14 protein-coding genes and 1 tRNA gene are annotated in these 13,422 nt (G+C 40.1%); 12 read left to right on the forward strand and 3 right to left on the reverse strand.

Annotated features, from left to right (window positions below):
• The 10 genes from C231_RS0102800 (at position 1) to C231_RS0102845 (ending at position 9,075) form a co-directional block, all read left to right on the forward strand.
• Positions 1-768 (forward strand): dihydroorotate dehydrogenase electron transfer subunit, encoded by a 768-nt coding sequence (locus tag C231_RS0102800; protein ID WP_018659138.1) that lies wholly within the window; start codon positions 1-3, stop codon positions 766-768.
• On the forward strand, positions 756-1,667 hold the full coding sequence (locus tag C231_RS0102805; RefSeq protein WP_026314321.1) for a dihydroorotate dehydrogenase: 912 nt from the start codon (positions 756-758) through the stop codon (positions 1,665-1,667). The genes C231_RS0102800 and C231_RS0102805 overlap by 13 nt, the downstream gene beginning before the upstream one ends.
• A 48-nt stretch (positions 1,668-1,715) precedes the next feature.
• Positions 1,716-2,417 (forward strand): orotidine-5'-phosphate decarboxylase, encoded by a 702-nt coding sequence (gene pyrF / locus C231_RS0102810; protein ID WP_018659140.1) that lies wholly within the window; start codon positions 1,716-1,718, stop codon positions 2,415-2,417.
• Positions 2,418-2,445: 28 nt separating this feature from the next.
• The gene (gene pyrE, locus C231_RS0102815) at positions 2,446-3,093 is read left to right on the forward strand and encodes an orotate phosphoribosyltransferase (RefSeq protein WP_018659141.1); all 648 of its coding nucleotides are present in this window, start codon (positions 2,446-2,448) and stop codon (positions 3,091-3,093) included.
• A gap of 17 nt (positions 3,094-3,110) precedes the next feature.
• The gene (pyrB, locus tag C231_RS0102820) at positions 3,111-4,052 is read left to right on the forward strand and encodes an aspartate carbamoyltransferase (protein ID WP_018659142.1); all 942 of its coding nucleotides are present in this window, start codon (positions 3,111-3,113) and stop codon (positions 4,050-4,052) included.
• A gap of 34 nt (positions 4,053-4,086) precedes the next feature.
• Positions 4,087-4,506, forward strand: a complete 420-nt coding sequence (locus C231_RS0102825; RefSeq protein ID WP_018659143.1) for an aspartate carbamoyltransferase regulatory subunit — start codon at positions 4,087-4,089, stop codon at positions 4,504-4,506.
• Between the two features lie 371 nt (positions 4,507-4,877).
• A complete protein-coding gene (locus tag C231_RS0102830; RefSeq protein WP_018659144.1) occupies positions 4,878-5,654 on the forward strand; it encodes a dimethylarginine dimethylaminohydrolase family protein in 777 nt (258 codons plus the stop codon).
• A 102-nt stretch (positions 5,655-5,756) separates the two neighbouring features.
• Positions 5,757-7,214 carry an amino acid permease gene (locus tag C231_RS0102835; RefSeq protein WP_018659145.1) on the forward strand — a complete coding sequence of 486 codons (1,458 nt, stop codon included), beginning with the start codon at positions 5,757-5,759 and terminating at the stop codon, positions 7,212-7,214.
• A gap of 22 nt (positions 7,215-7,236) precedes the next feature.
• A complete protein-coding gene (locus tag C231_RS0102840) occupies positions 7,237-8,310 on the forward strand; it encodes an alanine racemase (protein WP_018659146.1) in 1,074 nt (357 codons plus the stop codon).
• Positions 8,311-8,562: 252 nt separating this feature from the next.
• Complete coding sequence (locus C231_RS0102845) at positions 8,563-9,075, forward strand: GNAT family N-acetyltransferase (RefSeq protein WP_018659147.1); 513 nt, start codon at positions 8,563-8,565, stop codon at positions 9,073-9,075.
• A 350-nt stretch (positions 9,076-9,425) separates the two neighbouring features.
• Here C231_RS0102845 and C231_RS0102850 read toward each other — a convergent pair.
• The 3 genes from C231_RS0102850 to C231_RS0102860 all read right to left on the reverse strand — a co-directional run bounded on the left by C231_RS0102850 (position 9,426) and on the right by C231_RS0102860 (position 11,349).
• Positions 9,426-9,498 (reverse strand) — tRNA-Val (locus C231_RS0102850).
• 52 nt (positions 9,499-9,550) lie between these two features.
• The gene (gene galE / locus C231_RS0102855) at positions 9,551-10,576 is read right to left on the reverse strand and encodes a UDP-glucose 4-epimerase GalE (protein ID WP_018659148.1); all 1,026 of its coding nucleotides are present in this window, start codon (positions 10,574-10,576) and stop codon (positions 9,551-9,553) included.
• 89 nt (positions 10,577-10,665) lie between these two features.
• Positions 10,666-11,349, reverse strand: coding sequence for a sugar transferase (locus tag C231_RS0102860; protein ID WP_018659149.1), 684 nt, complete (start codon positions 11,347-11,349; stop codon positions 10,666-10,668).
• A gap of 239 nt (positions 11,350-11,588) precedes the next feature.
• Between C231_RS0102860 and C231_RS0102865 the strand changes: the two genes are divergently transcribed.
• Together C231_RS0102865 and C231_RS0102870 are read left to right on the forward strand one after the other, a co-directional pair.
• Entirely contained in the window at positions 11,589-12,476 is an 888-nt protein-coding gene (locus tag C231_RS0102865) for a LicD family protein (RefSeq protein ID WP_018659150.1), read from the forward strand.
• The gene (locus tag C231_RS0102870; RefSeq protein ID WP_018659151.1) at positions 12,460-13,419 is read left to right on the forward strand and encodes a LicD family protein; all 960 of its coding nucleotides are present in this window, start codon (positions 12,460-12,462) and stop codon (positions 13,417-13,419) included. Before C231_RS0102865 ends, C231_RS0102870 begins: the two co-directional genes overlap by 17 nt.
• Positions 13,420-13,422: the final 3 nt, after the last annotated feature.

Raw genomic sequence — 13,422 nt, forward strand, 5'->3', positions numbered from 1 at the left:
ATGGCTTTTGACCGAAAAAAATTCAAGGTATTGCATAATAAGCGCATTGCCAAAGATGTCTACTGCTTGGAGTTGTTGGGCGATACACGCGCAATAAAATGTCCTGGACAATTTGTCAACATTGAAGTGGCTTCTTACTATTTACGGCGGCCGATGTCGATTGCAGACTGGAAGTTAGGCGATGAAACAACAGGAAAATTGATAATCATTTATAAAGTTGTCGGAGGCGGAACAGCTGAGATGGCGAAGATAGCACCAGGAGAGTTTTTGGATCTATTAGTGCCTTTAGGGAATGGATTCGATATTAATGTCGACACTACGCACCCTTTAATTGTCGGGGGTGGTGTAGGAACACCACCACTTATTGCATTGGCAGCACAGCTTATTGCTTGTGGGAAGATTCCTCAAGTTGTTCTCGGTTTTCAATCAGAAGAAGATGTATTTGCAGTTGACACTTTTCAAAAGATGCATCCAGAAGTAACTGTCCATGTTGCAACAGTTGATGGAACATTGGGGACGAAAGGTTTCGTTACGCATGTGATGGAACATTTAACTTATGACTATATTTTTGCTTGTGGTCCAATTCCGATGCTTGAAGCAGTTGTGAAAATGGGTGGCGCCCTCCCAGGGCAATATAGTTTTGAAGCGCGGATGGCATGCGGCTTTGGTGCATGTATGGGCTGTTCACAGCAGACGACCACCGGCTACAAACGCATCTGCAAGGAAGGGCCAGTACTTTGGAAGGAGGATTTGCAATGGTTGATTTAAGTGTTAATCTCAGTGGCATCCATTTGGATAACCCTATCATTCCAGCTAGTGGAACATTTGGATTTGGTCAAGAATTCAAAGACTTATATGATTTAAATATTCTAGGCTCTATTAGTTTCAAAGGCACGACCCGCGATGAACGACTAGGCAATCCACTCCCACGTATTGCCGAATGTACGCAAGGCATGCTCAATTCGGTTGGTCTCCAAAATCCAGGCTATCGCCATGTCATTGATCAGGAACTTCCAGCACTTGAGAAGGTCTATCATAAACCTGTCGTTGCCAATATTAGCGGCTTTTCGATTGATGAATATGTAGAGTTGGCAGCCGCTTTTGATAAGGTGGATTGTGTTGGCATTTTAGAAATTAATGTGAGCTGTCCTAATGTCAAAAATGGTGGGATGTCATATGGGGTCAGCGCCCAATCCGCTGCCGAAGTTACACGTGCTGTAAAAGCTGTCGCCAAAAAGCCTGTCTACATTAAACTCAGTCCGAACGTTACGAATATTGTCGAAATTGCTCAAGCATGTGAAGCAGCAGGAGCAGATGGTCTGAGCTTAATTAATACATTGTTAGGAATGCGCATTGATATTCGGACACGTCAGTCTGTATTGGCAAATAAAGTTGGCGGTTTTTCAGGGCCTGCAATCTTCCCAGTGGCCATTCGTATGGTCTATCAAGTGGGTCAAGCCTGCCATATCCCCATTATTGGTATGGGCGGAGTATCTTCTGCACAAGATGTTATTGAGATGATGATGGCTGGTGCTTCCGCAGTTCAAGTTGGAGCCGCTAACTTGGTCAATCCATGGGCATGTCAAGAGATTATCGAAGAATTGCCAAAGACGATGGAAGCGCTAGGAATCAAGAAGCTGACGGATATTATTGGGATACCCTTATAATACGTAGAATATAAGACCATATAGGATAAAAAAGAAAGAAGGGCAACTATGGGAAAAGATGTCATCATTGCACTTGATTTTCCAACAAGAGAAGAAACATTTAACTTTTTGGACCGCTTATTGCCAGAACGTCCTTATGTAAAAGTTGGGATGGAATTATTTTATAAAGAAGGACCAGCAATTATCCATGAACTGAAAGAAAGAGGATTGCGTATATTTCTCGATTTGAAATTACATGACATCCCGCACACTGTTGCTCAGGCCATGCATTCACTGAAGCGGTTGGATATTGATATGGTCAATGTGCATGCAGCAGGAACGATCGAAATGATGCGCGCCGCAAAACAAGCGCTCGGTCAAGATGGACCACTCCTGATTGCTGTCACACAACTGACATCTACCGATGAAAAGAGAATGCAAGAAGAATTACTAATTCCACATCCATTACCAGATGTTGTCGCCACTTATGCGAAAAATACGAAAAAAGCGGGGCTAGATGGGGTCGTCTGTTCACCACAAGAAGCACATCTTATTCATGAACATTGTGGCACAGATTTCCTAACCATCACCCCGGGCGTCCGCTTTGAAGCGCAGACATTGGTTGCGGATGACCAAGTGCGCGTAATGACACCTGCACGTGCCAAAGCTGGCGGTGCCGATTATATCGTTGTCGGTCGTCCAATTACACAAAGTGCTGACCCACTAGCGGCATACCATTTTTGTGTGCAAGAATTTGTCGATGAAATGTAATGATAAAAAATACTAAGGGGGCAATAAAATGGAACAAACTGTAGAACAACGCATTGCCAAGGACCTGCTCGAGATTGAAGCGGTATTTTTACGCCCAGATGAGCCTTTCACATGGGCATCTGGCATAAAAAGCCCAATCTATTGTGATAATCGTCTGACGCTGACCAGTCCTAGCGTCCGTCAAGTGATAGAAGAACAATTAGCTGCACTCATTATGAAAGAGTTCCCAGAAGTTGAACTTTTAATGGGAACAGCAACGGCTGGGATTCCACATGCTGCCATTGTGGGTCATTTATTGCAGTTGCCGATGGGTTATGTACGTGGCAAAGCAAAAAGTCATGGTCGCGTCAACCAGATTGAAGGTCGCCTACCAAAAGGGGCACACGTTGTGGTCGTTGAAGATCTCATTTCAACGGGGGGTTCAAGTCTAGATGCAGTCGAAGCACTACGCGATGCTGGCGCCGAAGTATTAGGAATTGTGAGTATCTTTACCTATGGTATGCAACTAGCACAAAAGAATATGGCCAAACATCATGTACAATTGCGTAGCCTGACGAATTTGGATGCGCTTGTTCAAGTGGCACATATTGAAGGCTATATAAAAGAAATAGATATCGAAAGAATCTTGAAATTCCGCGACAATCCCCAAGATACCCGCTGGATTCATCATGCGTAGAGAGGAAGCACTTGCCAATGGAAAAACTTCGCAACTTAATTAATATCACCGATTTATCAACTCAAGAAATTGAAGAACTTATTCAAGTGGCGGACGATATCGTAGCCCGTCCAGAACATTACCAAGATATTTGTCAGCATAAGAAATTAGCCACTTTATTTTTTGAACCAAGTACGCGCACGCGACTCAGTTTTGAAGCAGCTATGCTAGAGTTAGGCGGATCGGTGCTAGGCTTTTCATCAGCGAACTCCAGCTCTGCAGCAAAAGGTGAAAGTGTTAGTGATACCATTCAAACGGTAGGAAATTATGTCGACATTATCGCGATGCGCCACCCTAAAGAAGGTGCGCCAGTTGTTGGAGCCTCACGTACGAGCGTTCCTATTATCAATGCAGGAGATGGCGGACATTTTCATCCCACACAGACGCTGACAGATTTGCTCACCATACATCGCAAAAAAGGGCGCTTCGACCACCTGACCATCGGGCTATGTGGGGACTTGAAATTCGGACGAACGGTTCACTCTCTCATCGAAGCTATGACCCGTTATGACAGCGTAGAATTCGTACTTATCTCACCTAATGAGCTTCAGATTCCTAACTATCTCAAACATTTAATGGATGAAGCACAAGTAAAATGGTCCGAAACGACCGATCTAGAGACTGCATTACCAGCGCTGGATATTCTTTATATGACCCGCGTTCAAAAAGAACGATTTTTTAATGAAGCTGACTATATCCGCCTGAAAGATAGCTACATCTTGGATCTGGACAAACTCCGTCATGCCCAAGAAGAACTTGTCATCATGCATCCACTTCCACGAGTGAACGAAATCGCAACCGAAGTGGACGATGACCCGCGTGCATGCTACTTCTTCCAAGCGCTCTGTGGAAAACATATTCGCATGGCACTCATTTTATTCCTCTTAGGTATCACAACAGGCGGCACACAAAATGTCTAGAATAGGCATTGGCTAAAAAGAAAGGAACAATTAAATGAATATTGATGGTGTAACAACCGGTATCGTCTTGGATCATATTGAAGCTGGAAAAAGTATGGAAATTTATGAATTGTTGAAATTGGACCGCCTAGACTGCAGTGTTGCCATTATCCAAAATGCGGATAGTACTAAATATGGCAAAAAAGATATTATCAAAATTGACGAAGATATCCCGCTTGATTTTGCTGCATTAGGCTACCTTGACAACAAAATCACTGTCAACAGAGTTCATAACCATGAATTAGTTGAAAAATTGCATCTTGAATTACCGCATGAACTCGTAGACATCATCGCATGCAACAATCCGCGCTGCATTACTTCTGTAGAACCATCCATCGTCCAAAAATTCAAACTCGTCAATCCTGACACAAAAGAGTATCATTGTATTTATTGTGACTCTGAATATCATCGCTAATATTTAAAACCAAATGCATCTAACACTCCCAAAAAGGACAATTAATTATAAATGTCCAGCGGGAGTTTTTGTTTTTTATATCAAAAATTCCTTTGTGATATTTGTTAACTACAAATGTGAAATCACTCACACTGCCTAAGAGGATAATCTCTCACATAAAATATAACGTCTTCGACATTTCACAAAGAAAATATATTAAAAAATCGAATGATTTTTTGAAGAAATAAGGTTGCAATCTCATCTATTAAGTACTATATTAAAGGGGAATTAAGCGCTTACTCTATTAATAAAAAGGAGGAGAATTTTAGCACAACGTTGTGTAAGTTAGTGTGTAAGTAGACATTAAATTTTAGATATAGGAGGAATTTTAAATGACACACTTCAAAAATGTTATTGTACGTATCCCAGGTCATGGAATTAGTGAAGGTATCACATCAAACCCAGAACTAGGCAAACCAATTTATGAAAAAGCTCTGGTACAACATGAACATTATATTTCTGCACTTACAAAATGTGGCGTTAAAGTAAATATTTTACAACCAAATGATGATTTCCCTGATTCTTGCTTCATGGAAGACACCGCATTATGTACAGATAAATGTGCTATTATTTCTCGCCCGGGAGCCGCTACTCGTCAAAATGAAACAAAATTAGAAGACTTCAGAGAACTTCTATCAAGCTTCTATACCAATATTCATGAAATTGAAGCACCAGGAACAGTGGAACCAGGCGATATCATGATGGTTGGCGATACTTTCTATGTAGGTGAATCTGCACGTACAAATAAAGAAGGTATCAAACAAATGCGTGAAATTCTTGAAAGTTATGGAAAAGAAGTCATTGAAGTTCCGCTAAATGAAGTATTACACCTCAAAACGGGCGTAAACTATATCGAAGATAATAACTTACTCATTTCTGGGGAATTTATTGACAATCCACTTTTTGCAAAATTCAATAAAATTGTTGTAGATCCTGATGAAGCATATGCCGCAAACTGTATTTGGGTTAATGGGAAAGTAATTGTTCCTGCAGGATATCCAAAAGTACAAAAAGCAGTGGAACATTTAGGATATGAAGTATTAGTAGTAGATACCTCAGAATATTGCAAAATTGACGGTGGACTAAGCTGCTTATCCTTACGTTTTTAATTGAATGAATGGTGAGGAAAGAGCATTTATGTTCTTTCCTCATTTTTTTTATAATTGAGCGTTACACTTAAGATACCCTACATAGAATAAGGAGGAATTATTATGTCCCAAGATAGTGCATCACGTACACAAGGCGATGCAAAACAACAGGGCGTTAGTTTGTTAGGTTTAGTGGCGCTAACTGTTACGACTGTTGTGGGAGCAGGTGTCTTCAACTTGCCTAAAGACTTAGCTGGACAAGTTGCTGCTGGTCCTGCGCTTATCGCACTTATTATTGCAAGTATTGCTTTTGCAGTCTTTGTTTATTGTTTGAAATATTTACAAGACAACTATCCTCATTTAGATGCTGGAATTTTCAGCTTCCCTGAAAAAGGATTTGGCCAATTTATTGGATTTTTATCTGCAACGGGATATTGGCTGTCAATTGTTGTTGGGAATGTCTCCCTTGGTGTATTGTCTGTAAGTTCACTTGGCTATTTCTTCCCAGCACTTCGCGGTGGGAATACGGTGCCTGCTTTAATTTTAGCTTCTATTATGTTATGGGTCTTTCATTTTATTTGTACAAGTGGTGCAGAAACGGCTTCGGCAGTTAATACACTCATTTGGATTGCTAAAATGGTACCAATTTTAGTCTTTATTGTGGCAATGGCACTAGCTTTCAAGACAGATTTATTTACTAATGATTTGTGGACGAATGCCTTTGCAGGTGATGGCCTTCCAGCTTCTCCAAGCGGACAAATCGGTACCGCGATGGCTGCGACAATTTGGGTATATGTTGGGGTAGAAGGTGCCCTTATTTATTCTGCTCGCGCCAAAAAGAAAGCAGATGCTGCTAAAGCAATCGTTGTTTCTTATATTGTGATCTGTGTCACTTACATTTTAATTACATTACTATCGTTTGGTGCACTTAGCCAAATGGATATCTCTGGTATGGACGTTCCAGCACTTGGAGGAATTCTTGAAGCTGTTGTTGGGCGTTGGGGTGCAGTATTGATGAATTTTGCAATCTTCCTTTCCGCAGCGGGTTGCTGGTTTGGTTGTGTAATGTTCACTGGAGAAGTATTGGATGTTGCAGCAGAACATCGTGTTGTTCCACAATTTTTTGCAAAAGAAAATAAAAATCATCAACCATCCAATGCACTGCTTGTTTCGACTTTAATTCAACAAGCATTCTTTATTACCATTTTGATTAATGAATCCATATATAATGTCATGGCTCTTTTTGCTTCTAGTACAATGCTTGTTCCATATTTCTTTGTTAGCTTAACAATGGTAAAACAATCACAAGAAATTGAAGGCAAATTTGGAATAAATGCTTGGATGGGAATTATTTCAACGATTGCCATGGCTTATCTCATGTATTCAACGGGATGGAATTATATCATCATTACGGCACTATTATTTGCGCCATGTATGATTATTTATTACATTGCAAGAAAAGAAAACAATCGCGCATTCTTAGTCGGTTACGAAAAAGCAATAGCTCTGGGAATTGTTGCTTTAGCGATTATTAGTCTGGTATTAATCTTAAATGGAACAATAGATCTTGCAACAATGTAAAATAGAAAAGGGATGAGATGATATGAGTTATCCGAAGTTAGTGATTGATCGTCAAACCATGCGAGATAATATTAAAAATATTATTGATACATGTGAAAAATCCGGCGTTGAGGTGGTAGCAGTCGTCAAAGGGGTAAATGGACTACCTGGCATTATGGAAGTTGTAATGGAAGCTGGTGCAAAAACGATTGCCTCTTCGCGTCTTAGTCAATTGCGCAAAGCAAAAGAAATGAACCCACATATCAAAACCTATGCCTTGCGCATTCCAATGCTTAGCGAAATTGAAGAATTAGTTGAAAGTGCCGACATCAGCTTGAATTCTGAACTTGAAGTCCTTGAAAAAATTGATGCTGTATGTAAAGCAAAAGGTATCACACATGATGTGATCATTATGTGCGAACTTGGCGATTTACGTGAAGGCATCTACGATCAGAAAGAGCTGTTGGAAGTTGTGAAAGAAGTAGAGGAAGATCTCACCTCTTTGAACTTACTCGGTATTGGAACGAACCTTGGCTGTTATGGATCGATCATGCCAACGGTCGAAAAAATGAATGAATTGATTGCATTAGCAGATCTAGTAAGTGAAACCATTGGACGAAAAATTGAAGTGGTTTCAGGAGGTGCTTCGACTAGCTATCCACTTGTAGGTCGTGGGGAAACGCCTGAAGGAATTACACAATTACGTATCGGTGATGGTTTATATATTAATGATTTAGATGAATGCTTCAATTTTGAAACATTAGAAAAAGAAGCACTTACCTTGCAAGCTGAAATTGTCGAGTTGCGAGACAAACCAAGTCATCCTATCGGTGAAATTGCTGTCAACGCTTTTGGAGATAAAGTAGAGTATGAAGATAAAGGAATTCGTAAGCGTGCACTGATTGCTGTTGGCAAACAAGACATTGGAGACTACGGCCATTTACGCCCACTTGATGAAAAAATTGATGTTATCGGTGGCAGCAGTGACCATACAATCATTGATGTTACAGATAGTGACCGCGAATATAAATTGGGTGACATTATGGAATTTCATCTGATGTATGAAACCATGTTGATGACGACACAATCCGAATATGTTGAAAAAGAATATATTTAAAAAATGCAACTATAAAGCAGCCGCATATTGCGGCTGCTTTTTTATAGAGGAAAAGGCATCTTATATAATAGTAGAAACAAATGCAAAAGTTATAGTGGAGTAGCCTCTAACGCTAAAGGTAGCACAAATCTTAAGAAGGAATAGAGGGGAAAGCTGGGAATGTGCTATAATAAATAATGACAAAAACAAATGTGCTAGAACTTTGAATATAAAAGTTCTAGCACATTTGGAGTAAGAATATGGAGGATTTTTATGAGCAATACAACTGACACTTTCAACTTGAGAAATATTGAACGCTTTGAATGGCAGGCCATTAGTGCCATTGAAGCGGCCTGTTTTCCACCGCATGAAGCGTGTCAACCAGATGATGTGAAAGCGACAATAAAAGCTGCACCACAGATGTGTCTAGTAGCAGAGCATTGTGAGACAGGAGAGATTGCTGGCTTTTTAAATGGTATCGCCACTGCTGAGACGGCTTTTCGAGATGAATTCTTTACAGATAGTACCTTACATGACCATCAAGGAGAGCATGTGATGCTTTTAGGATTGGCAGTTCTTCCGAAATATCGAGGAAATGGTCTTGCAAGAAGATTAGTAGAAGAATATAAGGTGCGAGCAAAGAATAATGAAAGAAAAACACTCACATTAACATGCCTCGATGATAAAGTGAATATGTACAAAAATATGGGATTTCATGATAAAGGACTTGCCCAGTCAACATGGGGGAATGAAGTCTGGCATGAAATGTATTATATCTTGCAGTAGTATGAATAGCTTTTATTTCAGATGAATTGTCGGTCCCATATCATGGTAGCAAATGCTCTAATGCAAATGAATATTATGGACGATGCAGCCACTTATTTAAGGCAATTATGAAAAATAAGCAAAATATTAATGGACTGTCCCACTTTAGAATTTATAACTTCAGAGGGAATCCATAATGAGCAACTAAAAATAGAGGCATATCATACCGTTTAAAGAATAAATATCATATATGATGACCACAAGACGCTTAACTTTAGCGTCTTGTTTTTGTGCATAAAAAAAGAACCGTCAGGCGGCTCTTCATTTGCGGCTCATCGCATCCTATGATAACCATAAGGGTTTTCATATCATGGGACCTACTGGGCTCGAACCAGCGACCTCCAGCTTGTCGAGCTGGCGCTCTCCCTACTGAGCTAAGATCCCATAAGCGTTTATCATTATGACAGATAAGCAGTAAGTTGTCAAGTGGCGGTAGTTAGTTGGTATGATTTTCGCTATAACCGTTGGGATTATTTTTTTGCCAATGCCATGCACTGGCGCACATTTCTTCCAATGTATGGGTAGCTTCCCAGTGGAGAAGTTGTTTTGCTTTAGTTGGGTCTGCATAGCCAGTGGCAATATCGCCAGCACGTCGCGGCTGAATGGTGTAGGGGATAGTTACGTGGTTTGCTTTTTCAAAAGCATGAACCATCTCAAGTACGGAATAGCCTTGGCCAGTACCTAAGTTAATGGCGATATTTCCAGTATGTTGCAATGTATAATTCAGTGCATTCAGATGACCACGTGCTAAGTCGACCACGTGAATGTAATCGCGTACGCCTGTCCCGTCAATGGTGTCATAATCATTGCCGAATATGGCGAGATGGTCAAGTTTTCCAGCGGCAACTTGTGAGATATAAGGCATAAGATTGTTCGGTGTACCGACAGGTGATTCTCCAATTTTTCCAGAGGCATGTGCTCCAACTGGATTGAAATAGCGGAGGCTGACGGCACAAAAATCAGGGGATGCTTTAGCAATATCTGCGAGCATAATTTCTGTAAATACTTTGGAATAACCATAGGGGTTGGTTGCTGAAATAGGCATTTCTTCAGTAAATGGTACGGGGTTATCATAACCGTAAACAGTGGCGCTTGAGCTAAAAATAATCCGGTTGACGTGGAATTGATGCATGGCATGTAGCACATTCAAGACGGCGATTAAATTATTTTGATAGTAGGTGATAGGTTGTTTGACAGATTCTCCCACTGCCTTAAATCCAGCAAAATGAATGACGGCCTCGATCGATTCTTTTGCGAAGACCTGTTCAATTTTTTGTGCATTACACAAGTTAAATTCATAAAAGGTAAAATCTTTTCCAGTAATTTCACGAATGCGATCTAAGACGATGGGATGTGAATTGGAAAAATCATCAATGATCACAATATCATAACCAGCCTCTAAGAGTTTAATGGCTGTATGTGAACCGATATACCCAGCTCCACCTGTGATTAATATAGACATTTCTTCCCTACTTTCTGATGCATGATATAGTACGATAGGCCACTTAAAATAGGCGGCAAGCCCATTCAGTGAATAACATCTGCTAAGCGTTAGCGCACAACATGAAAAATGGTCAAGAACATAATGCGCAAATCGGACATTAACCCGAAATCTAATAAGGAGTGTAAATTATATTTCATTTTTTGAGGTAATATATCTTCGATATAGACGCGGTCCACGTCAGATGCTTGTGCAATCAATTTATTTTCATCTTTATAATAGATGCTGGCGATAGAAGTAACGCCTGCAGGTAGCAGAAGCGTTGCAAGCATCTCGTCAGTGTAGCTGTCGACATATTTGGGGACTTCTGGGCGTGTGCCAACAAAAGTCATCTCACCGCGCAAGATATTCAAAAGTTGTGGAATTTCATCGAGGCGATAGTCGCGAATTTTGTGGCCGACATGTGTAATGCGTGTATCGTGATCGGTCGTTACAAGACTACCTTTTTTGTCAGCATCTGTAACCATTGTCCGGAATTTGAAGATTTTAAAGGGTTTGCCATCGCGCGTGATACGTGTTTGGCGATAGAAGATGGGCCCTTTAGAATCATATTTAATCATAAGACTAATAATTAAAAAAAGTGGTGAAAGAAGTACTAATAGCAGCAGTGACAATAAGATATCGCCTATTCTTTTAATGAAGAGGGCGAAGCGTTTCTTTTTAAGTGCTTGGTAATAGGGACGTACATTGTCATTTTGCATGGCTTTTGGCAAAGCATTCCACGAAGTTAACATATTGCATAATCCTTTACTATACGGCCAAAAAAGGGCGCGCGTTATTTCCTCATGCTATCAAAAAAATTGCCAAAAATCAATGAAGACTCATAGTATCCCCTGCAAAAAAGGCTAAAAAATATAATGAATAGCCTAAAATGCTAAAAGTGTGATAAAATGAATAGAATGTAAGTGTCCATCAACAAAATGATGTTGCACTTAAAATAATAAAAAAGACGAAAAAACGATTAGGTGAGAAAATGGATCACGAAAATAAATATGGGATTAAAGACATTCAAGAGAAGCTACTGGGAATCTTGCTTTATTTTAGCGATTTCTGTCAAGCACATGATTTACGCTTTGTGCTGGCTGGCGGAACTTGCTTGGGTGCTATTCGTAGTGGGGGCATTATTCCTTGGGATGATGACTTGGATGTTTTTATGTTGCGTGAGGACTATGAGAAGCTTATTCCATTATGGAATAAGTATGCCGATACGGACAGATATACCATCTTGCGTTCAAATGATCAACTGAATATTCACCATGCAGCGACAGAAGTGCGTGATAATTACACAACATTTATCAATGATCATAGCAAGGATTTGGATATGAATCAGGGATTGATGATTGATATCATTCCACTTGATGATGTCCCTGCTTCGCGCTTTATGCAGCTGTACCAAAAAATTCATGCAATGCTTTTTGCATGCTATAATTTCCAGCGTCTGCCAAACCATAAAAGTAAACTCATCTATGAGATGACTAAGATTGCTTTGAAACTCGTACCATCTTTTCAGGCACGCTATGCGATTTGGAAATATTGCGAAGATCAGATGATTAAAGCAGGGCGCCATTCAAATGGTCATGTTGCATCAATTATTGAAGGACCGACCATTATGAAACAGACTTTTCCAAAAGACTGGATCGAACAACCAGCATATGTAACATTTGAAGGTGAACAGATGCCCGTGCCGCGTGATTATGATGCGTGGCTTACAATGTCTTATGGCGATTATATGCAGCTGCCACCAGAAGAGGAGCGCGTTTTACGCCACGATATTTATTTTTATGATATGCACACACCATACCCAGCTTACCGCGGGAAATATTATGCAGTAAAAGAGGGAAAACATGATCAAGCGAATTAAAAATGCACTATATACACGAAAAGTTTTGCAACAAAATCCGCCAACTGATATCGTTCATGAATTGACAGATGCGGAATTGAAGCAACTACAAGCATGCTTTTTGGGAATATTGAAAGATATCGATCATGTCTGCAAGATGCATAACATTACATATATGGCAGCAGGTGGAACGGCACTAGGTGCTATTCGTCACCAAGGTTTTATTCCATGGGATGACGATATTGATATCCTTATGCCACGTAAAGATTTGCAGAAGTTTGTGGAAATCTTCGAAGAAACACTTGGACAAGAGTATGAAATGACGTCCCCTAATTCAAAATATCCTATTGAGAGCTTAATTACAGCTATCTATAAAAAGAATACTTTAAAAGCAACTTTCAGTGCCTTTAATACACCTTTTCCAAAGGGCATTCATATCGATATTTTTGCGATCGATGCCGTCCCTGAGAATAAGGTTATGCGGGCGATCAAAGGAAGCATTGCGATTATTTTGCAATTTATTGCAGTGTCATCATTATTTTATACATTTAGAAGCCCCGAGAAAAAAGACTTCTTCTACCAGACACCAGCAGGACGCTTTAATTATCGTCTGCGCTGCTTTGTTGGATTTATCTTTTCATTTGCACATTATGAAACGTGGGCGAATCTTTTTGATCGCTTCGTTCAAGGGCCAGCGGACTCCAACTTGTGGGCGGTACCGACTGATATTGGGCATTATTTTGGTCATGTGATGCCAAAAGATGTGTATTATCCAACAAGTGAGGCGAAGTTTGAAGATATGATGATTCAGATGCCACACAACCCGCATGAATATTTAAAAAATCAATATGGCGATTATATGCAAATTCCGCCAGTAGAAGACCGCGAGAAGCATTTCTCTGTCGGATTCAGTGTTAATGTGAAAGAAGATTTAGAACGTGGAATTGATATTTACAAATCATAAGGA

Origin of the sequence: Allofustis seminis DSM 15817 (genome assembly GCF_000374325.1) — a bacterium.
Classification (GTDB): Bacteria; Bacillota; Bacilli; order Lactobacillales; family Carnobacteriaceae_A; genus Allofustis; species Allofustis seminis.

What these genes read in the sequence shown, in the direction of transcription:
- C231_RS0102800 (WP_018659138.1), top strand. Translation starts at nt 1, where the DNA reads ATGGCTTTTGACCGAAAAAAATTCAAGGTATTGCATAATAAGCGCATT.
- C231_RS0102805 (WP_026314321.1), top strand. Translation starts at nt 756, where the DNA reads ATGGTTGATTTAAGTGTTAATCTCAGTGGCATCCATTTGGATAACCCT.
- pyrF (WP_018659140.1), top strand. Translation starts at nt 1,716, where the DNA reads ATGGGAAAAGATGTCATCATTGCACTTGATTTTCCAACAAGAGAAGAA.
- pyrE (WP_018659141.1), top strand. Translation starts at nt 2,446, where the DNA reads ATGGAACAAACTGTAGAACAACGCATTGCCAAGGACCTGCTCGAGATT.
- pyrB (WP_018659142.1), top strand. Translation starts at nt 3,111, where the DNA reads ATGGAAAAACTTCGCAACTTAATTAATATCACCGATTTATCAACTCAA.
- C231_RS0102825 (WP_018659143.1), top strand. Translation starts at nt 4,087, where the DNA reads ATGAATATTGATGGTGTAACAACCGGTATCGTCTTGGATCATATTGAA.
- C231_RS0102830 (WP_018659144.1), top strand. Translation starts at nt 4,878, where the DNA reads ATGACACACTTCAAAAATGTTATTGTACGTATCCCAGGTCATGGAATT.
- C231_RS0102835 (WP_018659145.1), top strand. Translation starts at nt 5,757, where the DNA reads ATGTCCCAAGATAGTGCATCACGTACACAAGGCGATGCAAAACAACAG.
- C231_RS0102840 (WP_018659146.1), top strand. Translation starts at nt 7,237, where the DNA reads ATGAGTTATCCGAAGTTAGTGATTGATCGTCAAACCATGCGAGATAAT.
- C231_RS0102845 (WP_018659147.1), top strand. Translation starts at nt 8,563, where the DNA reads ATGAGCAATACAACTGACACTTTCAACTTGAGAAATATTGAACGCTTT.
- galE (WP_018659148.1), bottom strand. Translation starts at nt 10,576, where the DNA reads ATGTCTATATTAATCACAGGTGGAGCTGGGTATATCGGTTCACATACA.
- C231_RS0102860 (WP_018659149.1), bottom strand. Translation starts at nt 11,349, where the DNA reads ATGTTAACTTCGTGGAATGCTTTGCCAAAAGCCATGCAAAATGACAAT.
- C231_RS0102865 (WP_018659150.1), top strand. Translation starts at nt 11,589, where the DNA reads ATGGATCACGAAAATAAATATGGGATTAAAGACATTCAAGAGAAGCTA.
- C231_RS0102870 (WP_018659151.1), top strand. Translation starts at nt 12,460, where the DNA reads ATGATCAAGCGAATTAAAAATGCACTATATACACGAAAAGTTTTGCAA.